General features: G+C 70.5%; 20 protein-coding genes. 8 read left to right on the top strand and 12 right to left on the bottom strand.

What is annotated here, in order from left to right:
• Positions 1-7 precede the first annotated feature (7 nt).
• From BLW82_RS29965 to BLW82_RS29955, 3 genes are read right to left on the bottom strand one after another with little or no spacing between them, the layout of a single operon-like run.
• Positions 8-820 (bottom strand): HAD family hydrolase, encoded by an 813-nt coding sequence (locus BLW82_RS29965; RefSeq protein WP_093503526.1) that lies wholly within the window; start codon positions 818-820, stop codon positions 8-10.
• A complete protein-coding gene (locus BLW82_RS29960) occupies positions 820-3,414 on the bottom strand; it encodes a phosphoribosyltransferase (RefSeq protein ID WP_093503524.1) in 2,595 nt (864 codons plus the stop codon). Before BLW82_RS29960 ends, BLW82_RS29965 begins: the two co-directional genes overlap by 1 nt.
• Before the next feature lie 29 nt (positions 3,415-3,443).
• On the bottom strand, positions 3,444-4,616 hold the full coding sequence (locus BLW82_RS29955; RefSeq protein ID WP_093503522.1) for an HpcH/HpaI aldolase/citrate lyase family protein: 1,173 nt from the start codon (positions 4,614-4,616) through the stop codon (positions 3,444-3,446).
• A 176-nt stretch (positions 4,617-4,792) separates the two neighbouring features.
• On the opposite strand from BLW82_RS29955, the gene BLW82_RS29950 reads away from it, so the two are divergent.
• On the top strand, positions 4,793-5,578 hold the full coding sequence (locus BLW82_RS29950; RefSeq protein WP_093503520.1) for a TerD family protein: 786 nt from the start codon (positions 4,793-4,795) through the stop codon (positions 5,576-5,578).
• A 281-nt stretch (positions 5,579-5,859) separates the two neighbouring features.
• Here the strand turns inward: BLW82_RS29950 and BLW82_RS29945 are convergent, their stop codons facing one another.
• The 6 genes from BLW82_RS29945 to BLW82_RS29920 all read right to left on the bottom strand — a co-directional run bounded on the left by BLW82_RS29945 (position 5,860) and on the right by BLW82_RS29920 (position 10,432).
• Positions 5,860-6,594 (bottom strand): TerD family protein, encoded by a 735-nt coding sequence (locus tag BLW82_RS29945; RefSeq protein WP_093503518.1) that lies wholly within the window; start codon positions 6,592-6,594, stop codon positions 5,860-5,862.
• A gap of 119 nt (positions 6,595-6,713) precedes the next feature.
• Positions 6,714-7,859: a DUF475 domain-containing protein gene (locus BLW82_RS29940; protein ID WP_093503516.1), complete on the bottom strand. Its 1,146-nt coding sequence runs from the start codon at positions 7,857-7,859 to the stop codon at positions 6,714-6,716.
• A gap of 129 nt (positions 7,860-7,988) precedes the next feature.
• Positions 7,989-8,564 (bottom strand): TerD family protein, encoded by a 576-nt coding sequence (locus BLW82_RS29935; protein ID WP_093503514.1) that lies wholly within the window; start codon positions 8,562-8,564, stop codon positions 7,989-7,991.
• A gap of 118 nt (positions 8,565-8,682) precedes the next feature.
• Positions 8,683-9,258 carry a TerD family protein gene (locus BLW82_RS29930; RefSeq protein WP_093503512.1) on the bottom strand — a complete coding sequence of 192 codons (576 nt, stop codon included), beginning with the start codon at positions 9,256-9,258 and terminating at the stop codon, positions 8,683-8,685.
• A gap of 161 nt (positions 9,259-9,419) precedes the next feature.
• A complete protein-coding gene (locus BLW82_RS29925) occupies positions 9,420-9,878 on the bottom strand; it encodes a peroxiredoxin (protein ID WP_093503510.1) in 459 nt (152 codons plus the stop codon).
• Positions 9,879-9,994: 116 nt separating this feature from the next.
• The gene (locus tag BLW82_RS29920; protein WP_207921612.1) at positions 9,995-10,432 is read right to left on the bottom strand and encodes a DUF3052 domain-containing protein; all 438 of its coding nucleotides are present in this window, start codon (positions 10,430-10,432) and stop codon (positions 9,995-9,997) included.
• A 424-nt stretch (positions 10,433-10,856) separates the two neighbouring features.
• On the opposite strand from BLW82_RS29920, the gene aceE reads away from it, so the two are divergent.
• Together aceE and BLW82_RS29910 are read left to right on the top strand one after the other, a co-directional pair.
• Positions 10,857-13,604, top strand: a complete 2,748-nt coding sequence (gene aceE / locus BLW82_RS29915) for a pyruvate dehydrogenase (acetyl-transferring), homodimeric type (protein ID WP_093503507.1) — start codon at positions 10,857-10,859, stop codon at positions 13,602-13,604.
• A 93-nt stretch (positions 13,605-13,697) separates the two neighbouring features.
• Positions 13,698-14,483: a potassium channel family protein gene (locus tag BLW82_RS29910; RefSeq protein WP_093503505.1), complete on the top strand. Its 786-nt coding sequence runs from the start codon at positions 13,698-13,700 to the stop codon at positions 14,481-14,483.
• A gap of 283 nt (positions 14,484-14,766) precedes the next feature.
• Here the strand turns inward: BLW82_RS29910 and BLW82_RS29905 are convergent, their stop codons facing one another.
• On the bottom strand, positions 14,767-15,057 hold the full coding sequence (locus BLW82_RS29905) for a small hydrophobic protein (protein WP_093503503.1): 291 nt from the start codon (positions 15,055-15,057) through the stop codon (positions 14,767-14,769).
• A 250-nt stretch (positions 15,058-15,307) separates the two neighbouring features.
• The gene (locus BLW82_RS29900) at positions 15,308-16,927 is read right to left on the bottom strand and encodes an MFS transporter (protein WP_093503501.1); all 1,620 of its coding nucleotides are present in this window, start codon (positions 16,925-16,927) and stop codon (positions 15,308-15,310) included.
• A gap of 66 nt (positions 16,928-16,993) precedes the next feature.
• Between BLW82_RS29900 and BLW82_RS29895 the strand changes: the two genes are divergently transcribed.
• From BLW82_RS29895 to BLW82_RS29885, 3 genes are all read left to right on the top strand, one after another.
• Positions 16,994-17,620, top strand: a complete 627-nt coding sequence (locus BLW82_RS29895) for a TetR family transcriptional regulator (RefSeq protein ID WP_093503499.1) — start codon at positions 16,994-16,996, stop codon at positions 17,618-17,620.
• A 103-nt stretch (positions 17,621-17,723) separates the two neighbouring features.
• Positions 17,724-18,941 carry an alpha/beta hydrolase gene (locus BLW82_RS29890; RefSeq protein ID WP_093503497.1) on the top strand — a complete coding sequence of 406 codons (1,218 nt, stop codon included), beginning with the start codon at positions 17,724-17,726 and terminating at the stop codon, positions 18,939-18,941.
• Between the two features lie 67 nt (positions 18,942-19,008).
• Complete coding sequence (locus tag BLW82_RS29885; protein WP_093503495.1) at positions 19,009-19,866, top strand: DUF4429 domain-containing protein; 858 nt, start codon at positions 19,009-19,011, stop codon at positions 19,864-19,866.
• Between the two features lie 70 nt (positions 19,867-19,936).
• Here the strand turns inward: BLW82_RS29885 and BLW82_RS29880 are convergent, their stop codons facing one another.
• Positions 19,937-20,404 carry a MerR family transcriptional regulator gene (locus BLW82_RS29880; RefSeq protein WP_093503493.1) on the bottom strand — a complete coding sequence of 156 codons (468 nt, stop codon included), beginning with the start codon at positions 20,402-20,404 and terminating at the stop codon, positions 19,937-19,939.
• A gap of 97 nt (positions 20,405-20,501) precedes the next feature.
• Here BLW82_RS29880 and BLW82_RS29875 point away from each other — a divergent pair, with 97 nt between their 5' ends.
• Together BLW82_RS29875 and BLW82_RS29870 are read left to right on the top strand one after the other, a co-directional pair.
• Positions 20,502-20,972 (top strand): GNAT family N-acetyltransferase, encoded by a 471-nt coding sequence (locus BLW82_RS29875; RefSeq protein ID WP_093503491.1) that lies wholly within the window; start codon positions 20,502-20,504, stop codon positions 20,970-20,972.
• Between the two features lie 19 nt (positions 20,973-20,991).
• Positions 20,992-21,816: a serine hydrolase domain-containing protein gene (locus tag BLW82_RS29870; RefSeq protein ID WP_093503489.1), complete on the top strand. Its 825-nt coding sequence runs from the start codon at positions 20,992-20,994 to the stop codon at positions 21,814-21,816.
• Positions 21,817-21,964: the final 148 nt, after the last annotated feature.

Raw genomic sequence — 21,964 nt, 5'->3', positions numbered from 1 at the left:
TGCGGCACTAGCTCCCCTTGCGGGCCGCCTTCAGGAATTCCCGCAGGATCCGCTCACCGGCGAGCACTCCCCGCTCCGGCAGCGCGGTGATGGCCGGCCCGGCCCACCCGGCGTCGGCCAGCTCCCCGTGCCCCGGCCGCCAGCCACGGTCCGCGGCCAGCAACAGGTCCGCGTCGAGCAGGGAGTCACCGGCGGCCAGCGTCAGCTCGGCCCCGGTCCGGCGCGCGACCTCCCGCACGGCCGCGCTCTTCGTCAGCGGCTTCGGCACGGCGTAGATCTTCCGCCCCTGCAACGACACCGTCCAGCCGCGGTTCTCCGCCCACACCGCGAGGCTCTTCACCCAGTCCTCCGGCAGCAGCGCCCGCTCCACGACCAGGTAGGCGAACAGGTCCTCGGCGACCCGCTGCTTGCGCAGCCACACCGGGTCGGCGTGCTCCGTCAGGTACGCCCGCACCTCGTCGAGGGGCGCGCACTCGTCGGCCAGCCGCGTCAGCACCCGCCCGTGCCAGTCCGCGTCGGACACCCCGTCGACCAGCAGGTGGCCGCCGTTGGCACAGATGGCGTACCGCGGCGCGGGCCCCGGCAGGTTGATCCGCTCGTACTGCTTGCGGGTCCGGGTGGTCGTCGGCACGAAGACGGACGCGTCCCCCAGCTCGGTCAGCAGCTGCGCGGCCGTCTCGGTCAGGTACGACAGCGGCCTGTTCTCGTGCACCTCGACACAGAGCAGCCGGGGCGCCCGCGCGTCCGGCATGGTCAGCGCCAGGGCGCCCGCCGAGTAGATGAGCGTACGGTCGAGGTCGCTCGCGACGAGCACCGCCATCAGACGTTCACCGCGCGGCCGTCGGCGCCGGTCGCGCCACGCGTGAACTTGGGGTGGATCAACCCGACACAGGTGTACGGCAGTTCGCCGACCTCCTCCACCGGTACCCCTCTCTGCTCCGCGAGCAGCCGCACATGGTCGAGGTCCGCGCCCGCCCCGGCCCGCGCCAGGATCTTCCAGGGCACCCTGCGCAGCAGCACCCGGGTGGTCTCGCCGACGCCCGGCTTGACCAGGTTCACGTCGTGGATGCCGTAGTCCTCGCTGATCCGCTCCACCGCCGCCCAGCCCTCCCAGGTCGGCGTGCGGTCGGCCACCGCCAGCTCCTTCACGGCCGCGTCCACGGCTTCGGCCACCTCGGCGAACCGGGCCGCGACGGCGTCCAGGAAGGCCACCGACACGTCGGCGCCCGCCAGCTCGCGGTAGAACTTCGCGCCGTGGAAGTCGTCGGGACCCACCAGGTCGGCCCGCAGCACGGTCCGTGAGATCAGCCCGGAGACGGTCGAGTTGAGGCACGCGGACGGGATCAGGAAGTCCTCCCGGGTGCCGTACGTCCGCACGCACGACCCGGGGTCGGCGAGCACCGCGATCTCCGGATCGAACCCGGAGACGCCGGTCCGCGCCTCGAACTCCGCGATCGCGTCGGCGAGTTCCCGGGTGATCGCGCCCTTGCCCGTCCAGCCGTCGACGAACACGACGTCCCGCGGGTCGTGGTGCGCGGCCAGCCAGCGCAGCGCGTTGGCGTCGATACCGCGGCCGCGCACGATCGACACCGCGTAGTGCGGCAGGTCGAGTCCGTAGCGGAACTGCGCCCAGCGGCGCATCAGCACGCCCACCGGGGTGCCGGCCCGCGCCAGCGACACCAGCACCGGGCGCGGCGACCGCTCGGCCACCACGGTCTCGGTGACCACCCCGACCGCCTGGGCGATGCGCGCCGCCGAGGTCTCCAGGGCGGCGTGGAACAGCGCCTGGTACTGCTCGCTGGGCTGGTACTCCACCGGCAGCGACTCGGCGTAGTGCGCGCCGCCGCTCTGGATCGCCTCCTCCCGCTCCTCGGTCGGCGCCTCCAGCGTGACGTCCGAGAGGTCCTGGAGCAGCCAGCCGACGTCCTCCGCCGGATACGAGGAGAAGGCGGGGCCGCGGAGGGGCTCGGGCAGCATGGCGGGGCTCTCTTCGGGTAGCGCGGGGACGTACGACGGTACAGCCGCGAGCAGGACGTGCGGGGCATGCGCGCCGAGCAGGGCCAGGAGGCCGCCGGGGGCGTGCAGTTCGGGGGTGTCGCCGGCCGAGTCGACGAACAGGACGACGGCGTCGAAGCCGGCGCCGGCGACGTTGTACGCGTAGCGCTCGCCGGGGCCGTCGGCGGGGTTGTCGTGGGCCGGGAAGACGAGACGGCTGCGGATGGCGTAGCCGGGGTCGTCGACGGCCAGGACGGGCGAGCGGGTGGTGGTGGAGTACCGCACCTCGGCGGCGACCAGGGCCTCCAGCTCGCGGGCGATGCGGAGCGGGGCGTACATCAGCTCCTCGAAACCGAGCGTGAGCACGCGGCGGGCGTCGGGGGGCAGGGCTTCGGCGACCCTCGCGGCCATCGCGGGGAGGGCCGTTTCGAGGCGTATCCGGTGGGCCGGGGTGAATCCGTGCCGCCCGCCGTCGGGCAGGCCCTGCGGCCAGCGCAGGTCGATGCGGGTGACGTGGCTGCGGTGGGGGGTCGTCCGGTTGCCGTCCGGGTGCGGGCCGGTGTGGGCTGGTCGCGCGGTTCCCCGCGCCCCTGGATGGGTGGACTGACAGCCGGCCTCAGAAGCGTCGCCGGGAAGGGACGCGGGGAACCGGGCGAGCCCCGGCGCTGCCGCAGCCGACGCAACACCTGTCGCGGCACTCTCTTCGTACCGCGCAACCAGCTCCTGGCCCTTTTCCAGGACACCCTCGGGCAGCTTCACCGTCCCCGACGCCGCCGCCACCAGGTCCACCCCGGCGCCGATCTCCTCGGCGAACGACGTCAGCCGCCCCGCGTCGGCCGGTGACCGCATATCGACCAACGCCACCACGACGTAACGTTTCCGCGGATAACGGGCGTGCAGGTCGCGGATCGTGTTCAGGACCGTGTTGCCGGTGGAGAACTCGTCGTCGACCAGGACCAGGGGGCCCTCGCCGGACAGCAGGGCGGGGTCCTCGGGGAGCAGCAGGTGCGAGGTCGCGTGCGAGTGGGACTCCTCGAAGCCGCCCGCGGGCGCCACCCCGGCGACCGGCCGACGCGTGGAGTGGAGGTACGGGGCGAGGCCGATTCCGTCGGCCACCGAATGCCCGAGGCCCGTGGCCGTCTCCGCGTACCCCAGGACGACCGCCCGCCGGGCCTCCGACTCGCCGAGCAGGTCACGTACCCGTCGGCCGAGGGCGAAGCCGTGCCCGTAGACCACGGACGGCGACTGCGGTACGTGCTTGCCGAGCACGTTGGAGACCAGCAGGTGGGCCCGTCTGGGGTTGCGGCGCAGGGCGAGGCCGAGGAGGGCCGCCAGGCCGTCGTCGCCCACGAGTTCGACGCCGAGCCGCTCGGCGACCCAGCTGCCGGACCAGACCCCGTTGTTCGCTGCGATGTTCATGGGTTCCCTGTGTCGTCCCGTAACGCCCGTCAATCCGGTATCCCGGCGGCGAGCAGCTCCACGAAGCCGACGTCCTCGTTGGCCACGCCGAACACCTCGGCGCGGAGCATGGTCCGCTCGGCCCAGGCGCGGTGCGGCTTCACCTCGTTCATCTTGTTCGTGTAGGCCGAGCGAAGTACACCCCCGCCGCCGCGTTCCGGCCGCAGGATGTCCTGGGCGTCGGAGAACTCCTCGTGACTGACGACGGACAGCGCGTGCACGGGAATGACGTGGGAGGGGTGGATGCAGGTCTTGCCGAGCAGTCCGTTGGCCTGGTCGAGGGAGATCTCCCTGAGCAGGCCGTCCATGGCGTGCTCGATGAGCCGGTTGCGCAGCTCCACGGCCTGCTCCTCCAGGAAGGGGCTGGTCCGCAGCATCGGCTTGAACATGCGCTCGGGGACCCGGAAGTACTCCCACACCGGCCCGGTCACCGTGAATCCGGTGCCGTCGGCGCGGCCCAGCATGTTCACCACGTCGGCGATGACGGAGGCGATGATCTGCACGTCGTAGGCGGTCATGTCGGGGGCCCGCCGCAGCCCGTAGGACGAGCAGAAGTCGGTCACCCCGAGGCGGAGCGCCAGCACCTTGTCGCGGTACTTGTCGACGGCGCGGGCGATGCCCTCCAGGGCGTCCACGCGCGTCTCGCGGTACATCAGCTCGGGCGTCTCCAGGACCGGCATGCCGAAGAGCCGGCGGCCGCTGCTCAGCGTGGCGCCGTCCAGGGCCTGCAGGAAGGGGATGCCGCGCTCCTCGGTGAACTTCGGGAACACGAAGCCGGACAGCAGCGAGACGCTCGCGCCGAGCCGTCGCACCAGGTCGGGGATCTGCTCGGGCTCCCGCACCCGGATGAACAGCAGCGGCAGCTCCACGCCCGCCCGCTCCCGCTCGGCCAGGTCGGCGAACTGCCGCACGAGGTTCTCCTCGCCGGCCTCCACGTCCTCGTCGCCGATGGAGTCCTCCAGGCACAGCACCATCGAGACCACGCCCAGCCCCGCCTGTTTGACGATGTCGTCGGCGAGCCGCGGCCGGGTGGCCGGGCTGTACAGCGTGGCGCCGAGGGCCGCGGAGAGCAGCCTGGCCGGGGAGTCGGCGGTGAACTCGCACGGCTCCTGGTGGAAGAGGCGCTGCCGCACCTCAGGTGCGATGTGCCCGAAATGACGCATAGAACTCCCCCGTGGCGTGAGCCGAGCCTGTGAAATTGGTAAAGGGTGGCCGGTAATAGTACGTACAAAGCCGTGTCGGGGGTTCCCGCCGGGCATGAACTTCAGGTAACCCGCCTGTGTCGGTCGCGATGCCCCCCGCGTTGTCGTGACCAGGACCGAGAGGGCAGGATGACCGCATGACGCACGCGATGCTGAAGGGTTCGAACGTCCCCGTGGAAGCCACCACGGTCCGGGCCGTGCTGCGCTGGACGCCCGGGCAGGGAGTTCCGGACGTCGACGCCTCGGCGCTGCTCCTCGGCCCCGACGGACGCGTGCGCTCCGACGAGGACTTCGTCTTCTACAACCAGCCCCGGCACCCCTCCGGGAAGGTCTGGCGGCTCGGCAAGAAGCGGGTGGCCGAAGGCCTCACCGACACGATCCAGACAGATCTCTCCGGTGTCGAGTCAAATGTCGGCCGAATCCTCCTGGTCGCGTCGGCGGACGGCGTCCCGTTCGAACACGTCCCCGCCCTGCGCATCCTGCTGTACGACGCCTCGGCGCCCGACGCGGAAGCGCTGGCCCACTTCGACATCAAGCCGGAGACCGGCGCCGAGACGGCCCTGATCTGCGGCGAGCTGTACCGCAGGGGCGAGGGCTGGAAGTTCCGCGCGCTCGGCGAGGGCTACAGCAACGGCCTCAAGGGCCTGGCCACGGACTTCGGCATCTCGGTGGACGAGTCCGAGCCGATGGAGGAGCCCTCGGCGTCCCTCCCGCTCCCGCCCGAGCAGCCGACGTCGGTACCCGCTCAGCCCGCCTACGGCTACCCCCAGCCGGCCACCTACGCCTACCCGCAGTCCGCCTACCCCCAGCAACAGCCCCAGTCGGGCTACGGCTACCCCCCACCCGCCCCGATCCCGGTGGCAACGGTCCCGAACACCGACTTCCGGCTGCCTCCGCAAGGGCCGCAATTCATCGGGCGCTAGTGCCGCGGCAGGCAACGTTTGCCCGTCCAGGAGCGGCGTCCGGTGCGTGCTCTCGGCGTGCCGGCCGGAAGTCCTCGTACTGGATGTACTTGGGCTTCCGTCCGGTGCGGCGAGAGTGCGTGCCGGGCGTCGTGACAGGGCGAACGTTGCCTGCTGTGGCACTAGGGAGGCCAACCCGCTTCAGGGGCGCTGGGGCCCCCAGCCCTCGGCCGGGGGAGGAACCGCGCGAGCGACCGCAACGGCGCCGCCCCCGCACCGCACCACCCGCCCCCGTGGGCGAACTACCGCTCCGCCGTCTTGTACCCCCGCCCCCACTGCAACCCCCACCCGTACAACCGGTCCAGCTCCCCCTGGAACCCGTACACGAACTTCACCTCGCGCCGGACGACCAGCTCCCCCTTCACGTTCTCGATCATCACCACCGCACACGACCGCGCCTGCGGATGCCGTTCGTCGAGGCCTATCTCGATCCGCGGCCCGTTGCTCGGGTACAGCGTGACGATCGCGTGGGTGCGGTCGAACGCCGGCGTCTGGTCGTAGATGTACACGAACACCAGCAGCCGCTTGATGTCGTCCCGGTGGTCGAGGTTCACATACATCGTCTCGCCGGACGCCGACCCGAACCGGTCGTCGCCGCTGAGCTTGACGTACGGCGGAGCGTTCACGTCCCCGAGCAGCCCGCCGAGCGGCTGGACGACCCCCTTCGTCCCGTCGGCCAGCTCGTACAGCGCCCCGAGGTCGAGGTCGACGTTGACCATGCTCTGCCCGTGCCCGGTCACCTCCGGCGGCCTGAGCGCCTTGAAGGGGTGCCGCAGCAGACTCGTGCGCTGTTCGCCGTCGAAGTCCGACGTCCGCATCCGCCAGCTCAGGTTGATCCGCAGGTTGCCGGTGGCCGCGCCCTGCTTGGTGAGGGACACCTGCTGGTGCCGCCTGGTGAGCTCGATGGAGTTGGACGCGGCGCTGCCCGAGTCGAACTCGGCCGCCTTGCCGCCCAGCAGACCGTCGAAGAAACCCATTCCCGCCCCCAGTAACTCCTGAAAACGCCTGGGGGCGGCCGACCGGTCGGCCGCCCCCATCAGAGCGTTCCTCGTCGAGGAGGGCGTCACACCCTCCGTTTTCGGCCCGGCGAGCCGGTTCAGACCCCGGAGGGGACCTCGGCCTTGTCGTCCGACCCCGCGCTTCCCCCGGCCGCCGCGAGCCGCTGGTTGCGCCGTACGGAGGACCAGAACGACCAGCCGATCAGGACGACGCCGACGAGACCGGTGATGACCTCGTTGATCTCGTACTGGATGGTGACCATGAGGATCACGGCCAGCGCGCCGATGGCGTAGTGGGCGCCGTGCTCCAGGTAGACGTAGTCGTCCAGGGTGCCCTGGCGGACCAGGTAGACGGTGAGCGAGCGGACGTACATCGCGCCGATGCCGAGGCCGAGGGCCATGAGCACGATGTCGTTGGTGATGGCGAACGCGCCGATCACGCCGTCGAAGGAGAAGGACGCGTCCAGGACCTCCAGGTAGAGGAACATGAAGAACGCGGCCTGGCCGGCCAGCACGACCGCCGACTTCTTCTTGCCGGTGCGCTCGGCCTCTTCCTCCTCCTCGTGCTCGCGCTCCTCCTCGGCTTCGAGGCGGTCCTCGAAGAAGCCGGAGAGGCCCCCGACGATCATGTACGTGATCAGGCCGGCGATACCGGCGATCAGGACCGTCTGCGCCTTGTCGACGTGGCCGCCGCCGTGCTGGTGGGCGTGGGTGGCGAAGGTGAAGGAGGTGATCAGCAGGACGATCAGGGCGATGCAGACCGACAGCATGTCGACCTTGCCGAGCTTGGCGAGCGGGCGCTCGATCCAGCGCAGCCACTGGATGTCGCGGTCCTCGAAGATGAAGTCGAGGAAGATCATCAGCAGGAACATCCCACCGAAGGCGGCGATCGCCGGGTGGGCGTCGGTGACCAGCTCCTGGTAGCGGTCCTTGTTGTTGAGCGCGAGGTCGACGGCCTCGATGGGGCCCATCTTGGCGGTGACCGCGACGATGACGACCGGGAAGACCAGCCGCATGCCGAAGACGGCGATGAGGACGCCGACCGTGAGGAAGATCTTCTGCCAGAAGGCGTTCATCTTCTTCAGGATTCCGGCGTTGACGACCGCGTTGTCGAACGACAGGGAGATCTCCAGGACGGCGAGGATCGCCACGATGCCGAAGGCCTCCCACCCCCCGTAGAAGACCGCGGCGACCAGGCCGAGCGCGGTGATCGCGAACGACCAGCCGAAGGTTTTCAGAAGCACTGGCTACCCAATCTTGTGTGTACGGGTCTCGCTCGCGCCGTACTCGGCTTTACCTACTGTTGACCACGAAGTGTAGAGGGCGCCGGTGTCCTGCGGGTGGGGCGGGCCCTACATCCGGACCGATCGGTGCTATGAGACGTTCACACCGAAGTCGAGCGCGATGCCGCGCAGGCCCGAGGCGTAGCCCTGGCCGACGGCGCGGAACTTCCATTCGCCCTGGTAGCGGTAGAGCTCGCCGAAGATCATGGCGGTCTCGGTGGAGGCGTCCTCGGACAGGTCGTAACGGGCGAGTTCCTGACCGTCGGCCTGGTTGACGACCCGGATGAAGGCGTTGGAGACCTGGCCGAAGGTCTGGCCGCGCTCGTCGGCCATGTGGATCGAGACCGGGAAGACGATCTTGTCGCAGGTGGCGGGCACCTTCGGCAGATCGACCAGAATCGATTCGTCGTCCCCCTCGCCCTCACCGGTGAGGTTGTCGCCGGTGTGCTCGACCGAGCCCTCCGGGCTCTTGAGCTGGTTGTAGAAGACGAACCACTCGTCGCCGAGGACCCGCCCGCCCTGGCACAGCAACGCGCTGGCGTCCAGGTCGAAGGGGGCGCCGGTGGTGGAGCGGGCGTCCCAGCCGAGTCCGATCATGACGTTGGTGAGGTTCGGTGCGGCCTTCGAGAGGGAGACATTGCCCCCCTTGGCGAGCGTGACGCCCATGCTGATGGTCCTCCCCTAGCGGTGTTTCTCCGGTTGTCCTGCGCGTCCGGCGCCGACCGTAAACGGTGCGGCGCCGGACAGAGCGGACTTTCGAACGCCCCGGGGGCGTCCACCTGGCTCAGACGTTGACGCCGAAGTCCTGGGCGATGCCACGCAGGCCGGAGGCGTAGCCCTGGCCGATCGCGCGGAACTTCCACTCGGCGCCGTTGCGGTACAGCTCGCCGAAGACCATCGCGGTCTCGGTCGAGGCGTCCTCGGACAGGTCGTAGCGGGCGATCTCGGCGCCGCCGGCCTGGTTGACCACGCGGATGAACGCGTTGCGGACCTGACCGAAGGACTGCTGGCGGTTGTCGGCGTCGTAGATCGACACCGGGAAGACGATCTTGTCGACGTCGGCGGGGACCGTGGCCAGGTTGACCTTGATCACCTCGTCGTCGCCCTCGCCCTCACCGGTGAGGTTGTCACCGGTGTGCTCGACCGAGCCGTCGGGGCTCTTGAGGTTGTTGAAGAAGACGAAGTTCTGGTCGCTGGCGACCTTGCCCGCCGAGTTCAGCAGGAGTGCGCTGGCGTCCAGGTCGAAGTCGGTGCCGGTGGTGGTCCGGACGTCCCAGCCCAGACCGACGAGGACCGCGGTCAGGCCGGGGGCCTCCTTCGTCAGCGATACGTTGCCGCCCTTGCTGAGGCTGACTCCCACGAGTCCTCCCATGTGTGTCTGGGGCGGGGAGCCCCGTCGTGCTTCGGATACCGGATCAACGACTCGATCCTAGTGACGGGTTCCCGCCGCACGCAGGCCCTGGACCCCGAAGAATCACGGGGTGTCGGCCGTCCGGACCCCTAGGGGGCCCGACAGGGGGGTCACAGCGCGTCGAGCGCCGTCACGTACTCGTTCAGGTCCCGGGCGTCCGGCAGGCCGTTGACCACGGTCCAGCGCACGACGCCCTCCTTGTCGATGACGAAGGTGCCGCGGACGGCGCAGCCCTTGCCCTCGTCGAAGACGCCGTAGGCGCGGGAGGTCTCGCCGTGCGGCCAGAAGTCGCTCAGCAGCGGGTACTCCAGACCCTCCTGCTCGGCGAAGACGCGCAGGGTGTGGATGGAGTCGTTGGAGACCGCGAGCAGCTGGGTGTCGCGGTCCTCGAACTGCGGCAGGTTGTCCCGCAGCTCGCACAGTTCGCCGGTGCACACGCCCGTGAAGGCGAACGGATAGAAGAGCAGCACCACGTTCTTCTCGCCGCGGAAGTCGGACAGCTTCACGGCCCGGCCGTGGTTGTCCTTGAGCTCGAAGTCGGGCGCCTTGTCGCCGACCTGGATCGCCATCGCTGCATCCCTTCGTCAGGGGCTGTTCGGGTGAGGACACCCTATGCGGCGGCGGCCGCGCGGCGATCACGGCAGGCCGTTGGACGGACCGGCGTCGGTCCGTCCAACGGCGGGGCTCAGCGCTTCTTGGCGGCGGCCTTCGGCGTGTTCAGCCGGCTCCCGTTCCAGTCCTTGCCCACGCTGACGCTCTTGGTCTGCGAGAGGCCGGCGGTCGTGACCGCCTCGCCGATGTCGCTCGGCTCGACGTAGCCGTCGCGGCCGGTCTTCGGCGTCAGCAGCAGGATCGAGCCACCTTCTTCGAGGAAGCCGAGGGCGTCGACCAGCGCGTCCGTCAGGTCGCCGTCATCCTCACGGAACCAGAGCACCACGGCGTCTGCCACGTCGTCGTAGTCCTCGTCCATCAGCTCGTTGCCGATGGTCTCTTCGATGGACTCGCGGAGCTCCTGGTCGACGTCGTCGTCGTAGCCGATCTCCTGGACCACCTGGTCTGGCTGGAACCCCAGCCTGACGGCAGGGGTGGTCCGCTCCTCCGCGTGGTCCGCGGTCGCGCTCACGGGTTGCCTCCTGATCATGTCTTGGTGATGAACTCAGCCACGCGCGTGCGCGAAGCATTGGCCGTAGTCCACACGGGCGGGACGGATCGCGCAAGTACCCGGCCGTCCAGACCGCCGAAACGGTGACGATCCCGGCCGTGTCGCCGCAACTCCCGGCACCGTATCGCGGACGGGCATGACACACACCATTCCCTTTTGCCCGCTATATCCCTTTCGGAATCATCCTCACATACGGCGGTCGAACGAGTTTGCCAAGCGCGTCACACCCCGGGCGTATCGTTGCGTTTTGGCCGGTCCCGAGTTACCTCGCGGTAGAGATGACGCGCGCAGCCCCGGGGTGGACGATGGACAGCGGTGCAGGCAAGACGCAGGGAATGCAGGGAAAAACACGGAATCAGTGCCCCTCTGACAGGTAAGGAACAGCGTGGCTTCCGGATCCGATCGCAACCCGATCATCATTGGCGGCCTTCCGAGTCAGGTTCCTGACTTCGACCCCGAGGAAACCCAGGAGTGGCTCGACTCCCTCGACGCCGCCGTGGACGAGCGCGGCCGGGAACGGGCCCGTTATCTGATGCTCCGCCTGATCGAGCGCGCCCGCGAGCGGCGCGTCGCGGTGCCGGAGATGCGCAGCACGGACTACGTCAACACGATCCCGACCCGGGCCGAGCCGTTCTTCCCGGGCAACGAGGAGATCGAGCGCAGGGTCCTGAACGCGACCCGCTGGAACGCCGCGGTGATGGTCTCCCGCGCCCAGCGTCCGGGCATCGGCGTCGGCGGCCACATCGCCACCTTCGCCTCCTCGGCCTCCCTCTACGACGTCGGCTTCAACCACTTCTTCCGCGGCAAGGACGACGGCCTCGGCGGCGACCAGGTCTTCTTCCAGGGGCACGCCTCCCCCGGCATCTACGCGCGCGCGTTCCTGCTCGACCGGCTCAGCGAGGCCCAGCTGGACGGCTTCCGCCAGGAGAAGTCGAAGTACCCGGACGGCCTCTCCAGCTACCCGCACCCGCGCTCGATGCCGGACTTCTGGGAGTTCCCGACCGTCTCGATGGGCCTCGGCCCGATCGGCGCGATCTACCAGGCGCGGATGAACCGCTACATGCACGCGCGCGGGATCGCCGACACCTCGAAGTCGCGCGTGTGGGCGTTCCTCGGCGACGGCGAGATGGACGAGCCGGAGTCGCTCGGCCAGCTCTCCATCGCCGCCCGCGAGGGCCTGGACAACCTGACCTTCGTCGTCAACTGCAACCTGCAGCGGCTCGACGGCCCGGTACGCGGCAACGGCAAGATCATCCAGGAGCTGGAGTCGGTCTTCCGGGGCGCCGGCTGGAACGTGATCAAGTTGGTCTGGGACCGCACCTGGGACCCGCTGCTCGCCCAGGACCGCGACGGCGTGCTGGTCAACAAGATGAACACGACCCCGGACGGCCAGTTCCAGACCTACGCCACCGAGTCCGGCGCGTACATCCGCGACCACTTCTTCGGCGACGACCAGCGGCTGCGCGCCATGGTCGAGCACATGACCGACGACCAGATCCTGCACCTGGGCCGCGGCGGCCACGACCACCGCAAGATCTACGCGGCGTTCAAGGCGGCCACCGAGCACCGGGGCCAGCCGACGGTCATCCTGGCCAAGACGATCAAGGGCTGGACGCTCGGCCCGAACTTCGAGGGCCGCAACGCCACGCACCAGATGAAGAAGCTGACGGTCGCCGACCTCAAGGGCTTCCGGGACCGCCTGCACCTGCCGATCTCCGACAAGGAGCTGGAGTCCGGCCTGCCGCCGTACTACCACCCGGGCCGGAACTCGGAGGAGATCCAGTACATGCACGACCGGCGCAAGGGCCTCGGCGGCTACGTCCCGACCCGCGTCGTACGGTCCAAGCCCCTCGCCCTGCCGGACGACAAGACGTACGCGACCGTGAAGAAGGGCACCGGCCAGCAGTCCATCGCCACGACGATGGCGTTCGTACGACTGCTCAAGGACCTCATGCGGGACAAGGAGATCGGCCGCCGCTTCGTGCTGATCGCGCCGGACGAGTACCGCACCTTCGGCATGGACTCCTTCTTCCCGAGTGCGAAGATCTACAACCCGCTCGGCCAGCAGTACGAGGCGGTCGACCGCGACCTGCTGCTCGCCTACAAGGAGTCCCCGACCGGCCAGATGCTGCACGACGGCATCTCGGAGGCCGGCTGCACGGCCTCCCTGATCGCGGCCGGCTCGGCCTACGCCACGCACGGCGAGCCGCTCATCCCGGTCTACGTCTTCTACTCGATGTTCGGTTTCCAGCGCACCGGCGACCAGTTCTGGCAGATGGCCGACCAGCTGTCGCGCGGTTTCGTCCTGGGCGCGACCGCCGGCCGTACGACCCTGACCGGTGAGGGCCTCCAGCACGCGGACGGCCACTCCCAGCTGCTGGCCTCGACGAACCCGGGCTGCGTGGCCTACGACCCGGCGTACGCGTACGAGATCGCGCACATCGTCCAGGACGGCCTGCGCCGCATGTACGGCGGCGACGCCGAACACCCGCACGGCGAGGACGTCTTCTACTACCTGACCGTCTACAACGAGCCGATCCAGCACCCGGCCGAGCCGGCCGACGTGGACGTCGAGGGCATCCTCAAGGGCGTCCACCGGATCAGCGCGGGCACGGCGGGCACCGTCCCGGCGCAGATCCTGGCGTCCGGCGTGGCGGTCCCGTGGGCGGTCGAGGCGCAGAAGATCCTCGCCGAGGACTGGAACGTCAAGGCCGACGTCTGGTCGGCGACCTCCTGGAACGAGCTGCGGCGCGAGGCCGTGGCGTGCGAGGAGCACAACCTGCTCCATCCGGAGGAGGAGCAGCGGGTGCCGTGGGTGACGCAGAAGCTGAGCGGCGCCGAGGGTCCGTTCGTGGCCGTGTCCGACTGGATGCGGTCGGTTCCGGACCAGATCGCGCGCTGGGTGCCGGGCACGTACCAGTCGCTGGGCGCCGACGGGTTCGGCTTCGCCGACACGCGGGGCGCGGCACGCCGGTTCTTCCACATCGACGCGCAGTCGATCGTGGTCGCGGTGCTGACCGAGCTGGCCCGCGAGGGGAAGCTCGACCGCTCGGTGCTCAAGCAGGCCATCGACCGGTACCAGCTGCTGGACGTCACCGCGGCACACCCGGGGGCTGCGGGCGGCGACGCGTAGCGCTCCGCGAGGAGGCCGGTGGGCGACTGCGGGCCGGTGGGGGCCGGCCGCGCAGTTCCCCCCGCCCCTTCGGGGGCGTCTTACGATGCGCACATGAAGGAACAGCCCGCCCAGGCCCGTTGGGAGCAGGTCACCCAACGGCCGTTGCTGGCGCTCGCGGTGGCCTTCGCCGTCGCCTACGCGCTGCCGATCGTGGACGGTTCCGCGGGGCATGTCCTCACCACCGTGTGCACGGCGGCGGAGTGGGTGGTGTGGGGCTCCTTCGCCGTGGACTACCTGGTCCGGCTCGCCCTCGCGCCGCGCCGCAGGGAGTTCGTGCGGACGCACTGGACAGACCTGTGCGCGGTGGTGCTGCCGCTGCTGCAGCCGCTGCGGCTGCTGCGGCTGGTCGCGACGCTGACGCTGGTGGGGCGGCGGGCCCGGATGGCCTCGCAGATCCGGCTGACGACGTACGTCGTCGGCGCGGTCATCGGCCTGCTCATGTTCGGCTCGCTGGCCGTGCTCTCGGTGGAACGCGACTCGCCGAACGGGAACATCCGGACGCTGGGTGACGCCCTGTGGTGGTCGTTCACGACGATGACGACGGTGGGGTACGGGGACCACGCGCCGACGACCGGGCTGGGCCGGATGATCGCGGTGGGCCTCATGCTCTCCGGGATCGCCCTGCTGGGCGTGGTGACCGCGAACATCGCGACCTGGTTCATCGCGCGGTTCGAGAAGGACGACGTGGAGGAGCGGCGCCAGACGGAGGCGATCGCTCTGCTGACCGAGGAGGTGCGGGCGCTCAGGTCCGAGGTGACGGCACTGCGCTCACCGGCACTGGCGGGCTGCCGCTGCGCCCACCCGTGCCGCCCCAGCGGCACGGCTGCCCGCAGCTAGTGCCGCAACAGGCAACGTTCGCCCCGTCACGACGCCCGGCACGCACTCTCGCCGCACCGGCCGAAAGCCCAAGTACATCCAGTACGAGGACTTCCGGCCGGCACGCCGAGAGCACGCACCGGACGCCGCTCCTTGACGGGCAAACGTTGCCTGCCGCGGCACTAGGAGGACCGACGCGGCCGCCGGGCCGGCGCGAGTGCCGCGCCCCGTGAGGGGCGCTGGGGGGTGCCCCGGCCGGAGGCCTGCGGAGGAACTGCGCGACCAGCCCCCACCGGGCCGCGGGCTACAGGGGTGAGACGCCGCCCAGCCACAGCAGTGCCAGCAGCGTGTCGATCGCGCCGAGCACCACCGCTATCAGCGCCGGTACGGAACTCTTCGGGTTCCACGCCCGGCCCATCGAGAACCAGCCGCACACCAGCGCCGCGGGTCCCAGCACGATCCCCAGCGCGAAGAAGCCGGCGATCGCACAGATCGTGCCGACGATGCCCAGCGTGTCGCGGTCCAGCCCGCTCCGTGGACCTGTGCGGCCACGTGAACGGGGGTACCCGCGGGTTCGTTGCCCGAAGCCTGCCATCATCAACTCCTCGGTCCGCGAGACCTGTTCGGGTTGATGCCCGGGTACCCCCGTTCCACGCCCGCAGACCTGCCCGCGCGCTGCCCCCCTCCAGCAGCGCGCCGCGGCCAGCCCGTCCTCCCATGCCCTGCGGAGGACTTGACCCACTGTGACCTGCGGCGCGTGCCCAGAGCGAGGAATCTTTAGCGGAGTCACCCTGATAGGCGAACTTCGCCCCCGGAAACCGGACATATCGGCCCGGCGCGTTGCACTAGATGTGGCCGACGCCCGCACCCGCGTCCGCGTTCTCGCCGCGCTTGGTGAACAGCGCGACCAGAATCGCGACCGCCGCCACCCCGGCCGCGACGAGCGAGGCGAGGCTCATGCCGGAGATGAACGTGTCGTGGGCGACGCCGGAGATCTTCGCGGCGATCTCCGCGGGCGTGCCCTTGGCGACCGGCGCGACACCGACCTGGACGGCTTCCGAGGCCTGCGCCAGCTGCGCGTCGGTCAGCTTCGGCAGGCCCGCGTCGGCCCAGTTGCCCGGCAGGTCGCTGTCGACCTTGGAGGCCATCACGGCGCCGAGCACGGCCGTACCGAGGCTGCCGCCGATCTGCATCGCGGCCTGCTGGAGACCGCCGGCCACGCCGGACAGCTCCATCGGCGCGTTGCCCACGATGACCTCGGTGGCGCCGACCATGACCGGCGCGAGGCCGAGGCCGAGCAGGGCGAACCAGAGGGACATGAGCGCGCTGCCGGTGTCCGCCTTCAGTGTGGACATGCCGTACATGGCGATCGCGGTGGCCGCCATGCCGCCGGCCAGCGGGATGCGCGGGCCGAGCTTGGTGATCGCGGCGCCGGCCAGCGGGGAGCCGACGATCATCATGCCGGTGAGCGGGAGGAGGTGGAGGCCCGCGTCGACCGGGTCCATGCCGTGCACGTTCTGGAGGTAGAACGTCACGAAGAAGAGGCCGCCCATGAAGGCGATGGCCATCAGGACCATCAGGACCACGCCCGCGGAGAGCGGGACCGAGCGGAACAGGCCGAGCGGGATCAGCGGCTCCTTGACCCGCGTCTCCCAGAAGGAGAAGAGGGCGAAGCCCAGCACCGACGCGGCGACGAACGTCCACGTCTTGCCGTCGCCCCAGCCCCAGCTCGGCGCCTTGATGAGCGCCCAGACCAGGCAGAACATGGCGCCGGAGAGCAGGGCGATGCCGAGCAGGTCGAAGGAGCGGGGCGCGTTCTCCGCGCGGTGGTCGAGCAGCATGACCACGCCGAGGACCAGGGCGACGGCGCCGACCGGCACGTTGACGAAGAACACCGACTGCCAGCTGACGTGCTGGACCAGCACACCGCCGAGGATCGGGCCGCCGGCGGTGGAGGCGCCGATGACCATGCCCCAGATGCCGATCGCCATGTTGAGCTTCTCGGCCGGGAAGGTGGCCCGCAGCAGGCCGAGCGCGGCCGGCATCAGCAGCGCGCCGAACAGGCCCTGGAAGACGCGGAAGGTGACGACCAGGCCGATGCTGTCGGAGAGGCCGATGGCCCCGGAGGCCGCGGCGAAGCCGACGACGCCGATCAGGAAGGTCTGCCGGTGGCCGAAGCGGTCGCCGAGCTTGCCCGCGGTGATCAGGGAGACCGCGAGGGCCAGGAAGTAGCCGTTGGTGATCCACTGCACCTGGGCGAAGGTGGCGCCGAGGTCCTTCTGGATCGCGGGGTTGGCGATGGCCACGATGGTGCCGTCGAGGGCGACCATCATGACCCCGACGGCGACGGTGATCAGGGTGAACCAGGGGTGGCCGCGCAGGCCGGAGACCGGCGGCTGCTCCGGCAGGGCCGCCGGCGCCTTGTCCCCCGACCCCGCCGTGTCGATCGTGGTCTGACTAGTCATGCGTTCGAGGCTAGTGACAGCCACTGACAGTTGACAAACAAATTCACTAGTCAGTAACTGTCAGACATGGAAACGCTGCGCGAACGCAAGAAACAGCGCACCCGGGACACGCTGCTGCGGACCGCGCTCGAACTGTTCGTGGCCCAGGGCTACGAACACACCACCGTCGACGAGATCGTCGCGGCCGTCGACGTCTCGCAACGCACCTTCTTCCGTTACTTCGCCAGCAAGGAGGACGTGGCCTTCTTCGTGCCGCGGCTCACCGAGGAGCACTACGTCGAGGCGGTGCGCCGCCGTCCGCCCGAGGAGCCCCCGCTGGAGGCACTGCGCCGGTCGATCATGGACGGCTGGGACACCATCGAGGAGGCCATCGAGCGGTACGTGCCGGTCGAGCTGTTCCTGCGCACGTACAAGATGATCGAGGCGACCCCGGCCCTGTTCGCCGCCCATCTACGGCGCCAGGCGGAGAGGGAGGAGGAGATCGCGCGGATCGTCGCCGGGCGGGAGGGCGTCGACCCGGACACCGATCCCCGGCCCCGGCTCGTGGTCGCCGTGTTCGGCGCGGTCATCCGGGTCACCGAGCGGCACTGGTCGGTCGGCGCCGACTTCAGCATCACGGCGATCCGCGAACTCACCGCGTCGTACCTCGATCAGGTGGGACCGGCGCTCACCGGGAACTGGCGAGCGGGCTGACACTCCGTCACACGCGCCTGAGACAGGGCTCACGTTTGCCGAAACGTGATAACTGTCACTCAGTTAACGCGAGACCCCTTCGTTCTCCTAGTGTGTCCTCCCAGTGACTTCCTTCGACACCTCCCCGCCCCTCAACGTCTGGCGCGCACTGCTTGCCCTGGCCGTCGTGTTCGTGATGCTCGCGACCACCGGCTGGACCGCCCTGCGCACGCACCGCGAGACCACCGCCCTGCAGACCTCCGTCGCCAAGTGGGAGCACGGCAGCGTCCACGGCCTGCACCTGCCGGACCCGGAGGCGTCGCCCGCGCTCCTCACCCGGTTCTTCACCTCGCTCACCGCGCAGGAGCGCGACCGGCTCGTGCACCGGTACCCGCTCGCCGTGGGCAACATGAACGGCGCCCCGGTCGAACTGCGTTACCACGCCAACGACATCGCCCTCGACCAGCAGCGCGTCGTCGAGAAGAAACGCATGCACGACGCACGGCTCAGCGCGGCCGGGCAACAGGACGCCGGCCGCCGCATGCACCGCTACGAGGCGCTGATGGCGAAGGGCCGGCAGATCCTCGCCTTCGACCCGGACGGCGGCGGCCGGGTCGCCGAGGTGTTCGGCGACCTCACGAAGGCCGAGCGGATCTCCGTCGTCGTCCCCGGCGTCGACACCGACCTGCTCACCTTCCAGAAGACGTACCGCCCGAACACCGCGCCGGTCGGCATGGCCAAGGCGCTGTACGGGGCGGAGCGCACGGCGAGCCCGTCGACCCGCACGGCCGTGATCGCCTGGGCCGACTACACCGCACCCGACGGTCTCGGCGTGGCCGCGGCGACCGGGACGGCCGCCGAGCAGGGCGCCGTACGACTCAACGCGCTGCTGCGCGCGCTGCCCGGGGGCGCGCCGGTGTCGATGTTCTGCCACAGCTACGGCTCGGTGGTCTGCGGGGTCGCCGCGCACGCCATGCCGGACCGGGTGGCCGACATAGCGGTGGCCGCGAGCCCCGGGATGCGCGTCGAGAACGCCTCCCACCTGGGCACCTCGGCACGGGTGTGGGCGATGCGGGACGCCACCGACTGGATCCAGGACGTCCCCTACCTGGAGCTCGGCGGACTCGGCCACGGCGCCGACCCCGTCTCCTCCGCCTTCGGCGCCCGGGTGCTGTCGGCGCACGACGCGAAGGGACACGCCGGCTACTTCGAGCCGGGCACGGACAGCCTGCGCAACCTCGCGGACGTCGGGGTCGGCGCATATGGCGCGGTGACCTGCGCCCACGACGATGACGGGTGCCGGGCGGGTTTGTCCGGCACGTCGACGGCCGGACGCGCGTAGAGACAGCAGGAAGTGCGGTATGCGCGGGGATGGGACGGGGAAGCACGTGCCGCATACGATGAGCCGCATGGGTGACGTACTGGCCGGATTTCATGCCGCCTGGGAGTTCGAGTCCGACTCCGTGCTCATCCGCTACGAACGGGGGATTCGAACACCCAAGCTGTTCCAGAGCCTGGGCGAGCGCCGGGTGCCGCTGGCCGCGCTGGAGGGCGTGACGCTCACGCCCGGCAAGCGGGGCACGGTCGTGCTGAGGGCCGAGCCGCGGCCCGGTGCCGATCCGCTGCTGGAGGCGGCGGCCGGCCAGCTGAAGGACGGCAGCGACCCGTACCGCCTGGTGGTCCCGGCGGAGCGGGCGACCCTCGCCGAGTACTACGCCGACGAGCTGCGCCCGCTGCTCACGCAGTCCGGGCCGGCGGACAGGTTCCTGGTCGCCGCGCCCGAGGGGCCCCGGCAGTTCAAGGCGTACGACGGGAAGGCGAGCTTCGACGGCAGTGCCGTGCACTTCCGGTGGTCGTGGACGGGCGCGTCCACGGCGAAGTGGAAGGCCGGCGACCAGAGCTTCGCCGTCGCCGACCTCGGGGGTGTGGAGTGGCGCTCGCCCGAGGCCTTCGAGGGGCACCTGCGACTGCTGCGGCGGGACCGGGACCTCGCAGGGGCGGGGCCGACGGTCCCGGCCGACCAGGATCCGGCGACCGTGGTGTTCGGACTGGGATACGGGCCGGTGCACGAGTCGCTGCCGTTCGCGGCGGCGGTCCTGGAGGCGGTCCGGGCGAAGGGGGCCGCGGCGGTGCCGACGCCGGCCGGACGGCGGGACCCCGCCGACATCGCGGAGCGGATCCGTCACCTGGGGGAGCTGCATCGGGCGGGGCTGGTGACCGACGAGGAGTTCGCCGCCAAGAAGGCGGAGTTGTTGGCGGAGCTTTGAGGGTGCGCTGTCGGGTGCGGGTGCGTGGGGGCTGGTCGCGCAGTTCCTCACGCCCCTGAAGGGGCGCGTTTCAGTTGCCGCCCGTCTCGTAGAAGCTGATCTTGCGGTCCAGGACCGACAAGGTGTCGTGCAGCTCGGCGATGCGGGCCACGACGTCCCTTCTCGTCTGCTCCAGGAGCTCGCGGCGCTCGGGGTAGGTCGTCTCGCCCTCCCTCACCAGTTCCGCGTAGCGGACCATGTCGGCCACCGGCATGCCGGTCAGGCGGAGCTTGGTCACGAAGTCGAGCCAGTCCAGGTCGCGGTTGCTGTAGCGGCGCTGGCCGGTGTGGGAACGGTCGATGCTGGACATCAGGCCGATCCGCTCGTACCAGCGCAGGGTGTGAGCGGTCAGTCCGGTGAAGGCGACGACCTCGCTGATCGTGTAGCGGTCCTCGCCCTCGGGCCGCGGATGCCTTCTGGGCGGGGCGGAACAGATGTCGGCGGGCGCGCGGTCGGGCTGCTGGGTGGGGGCCACGGTCGTGGTGTGCATCACCGTCATGCGCCCACGCTATGACCTTGGAGTGCACTCGAAGCAAGCGGGACCCCGGAAGAAATACGCGCGACGGGGGCGCCCGGCGATGAGTAGCGTGCCGGGCATGAGTCTCGTACGCCGTGCCACGGCCGAGGACGCGGCGGAAGTGCTGCGGCTGCGCCAGGTGATGATCGACACGCTGCCCGGCGGGGACGGCTCCACAGAATGGCACGCCCTGGCGCGGCCGGCGCTGGAGGAGAGACTGGGCGAGCCGGACGGGGACTTCGCCGCGTTCGTCGTCGGCCATCCGGACCGGCCGGGGGCGCTGGCCGCGCTGGTCGCCGGGACCGTCGACTACCGGATCGGCAAGGCGGGCAACCCGCACGGCCGCTCCGGGTACGTCTTCAGCGTGGCGACCGACCCGGACGCCCGCCGGCGCGGGTACGCGCGCGCGTGCATGGCGGAGCTGCTGGCCTGGTTCCGTGAGCGGGGTGCGGGGCAGGTCATGCTGACCGCGTCCGCGGAGGCCGAGCCGCTCTACGCCGCGCTCGGCTTCGTCCACAAGCCGGACCCCACGATGATGCTGACGCTCTGAGCCGCTTAGGGTCGGGGGCATGTCCTTGAACAGCCTCGCGTCCATCGAGAACTGGCCGGTCCCCACCGCCGCGGCGGGTGTCGTACGTGCCGACGGTACGGTCCTCGGGACCCACGGGCCGGCCGGGCACCGCTTCCCGCTGGCCTCCGTCACCAAGCCGGTCGCGGCGTACGCGGTGCTCGTCGCGTACGAGGAGGGGGCGGTCGAGCTCGACGAGCCGGCGGGGCCGGAGGGGGCGACGGTACGGCATCTGCTCGCGCACACCTCGGGGCTGGCCTTCGACGAGCACCGGGTCATGGCGCCGCCCGGGGAGCGGCGGCTGTACTCGAACGCCGGTTTCGAGGTGCTCGGGGAGCATGTCGCCAAGGCGACGGAGATGCCGTTCGCGGAGTACGCGCGGCAGGCGGTACTGGAACCACTGGGTATGACGTCGACGTCGCTGGAGGGCTCCCCGGCGAAGGACGGCGTGTCCTCGGTCTCCGACCTGCTCCGCTTCGCGGCGGAACTCCAGGCACCGCGGCTGCTGGACCCGCGGACGGCGGCGGAGGCGACGCTGACCGTGCAGTACCCCGGAACGAAGGGCGTGCTGCCGGGGTACGGCCACCAGAACCCGAACGACTGGGGGCTGGGCTACGAGATCCGCGACTCCAAGTCGCCGCACTGGACGGGCGGTTCGTCCTCGCCCCGCACCTTCGGCCACTTCGGCCAGGCGGGCACGTTCCTGTGGGTGGACCCGGACGCGGGGGTGGCGTGCGTCGCCCTGGCGGACCGGGCGTTCGGGCCCTGGGCGGTCGAGGCGTGGCCGGTCTTCACGGACGCGGTGCTGGCGGAGCTGCGGGGCTGAGGCCGACCGGGGCAGGGGGGACGCTCACCGGCGCCGGCAGGCTGCCGCTGCGCCCACCCGTGCCGCCCCGCGGCACGCCTGCCGCAGCTGTGTGGCGGGCGCGGGTGCAGCGCCCCGTGAGGGTCGCTGGGGGAGGAACTGCGCGATC

Origin of the sequence: Streptomyces sp. Ag109_O5-10, from assembly GCF_900105755.1 — a bacterium.
GTDB lineage: Bacteria > Actinomycetota > Actinomycetes > Streptomycetales > Streptomycetaceae > Streptomyces.
Note: the sequence above shows the minus strand (reverse complement) of the source record. Positions and strands in the feature narration are given on the sequence as shown.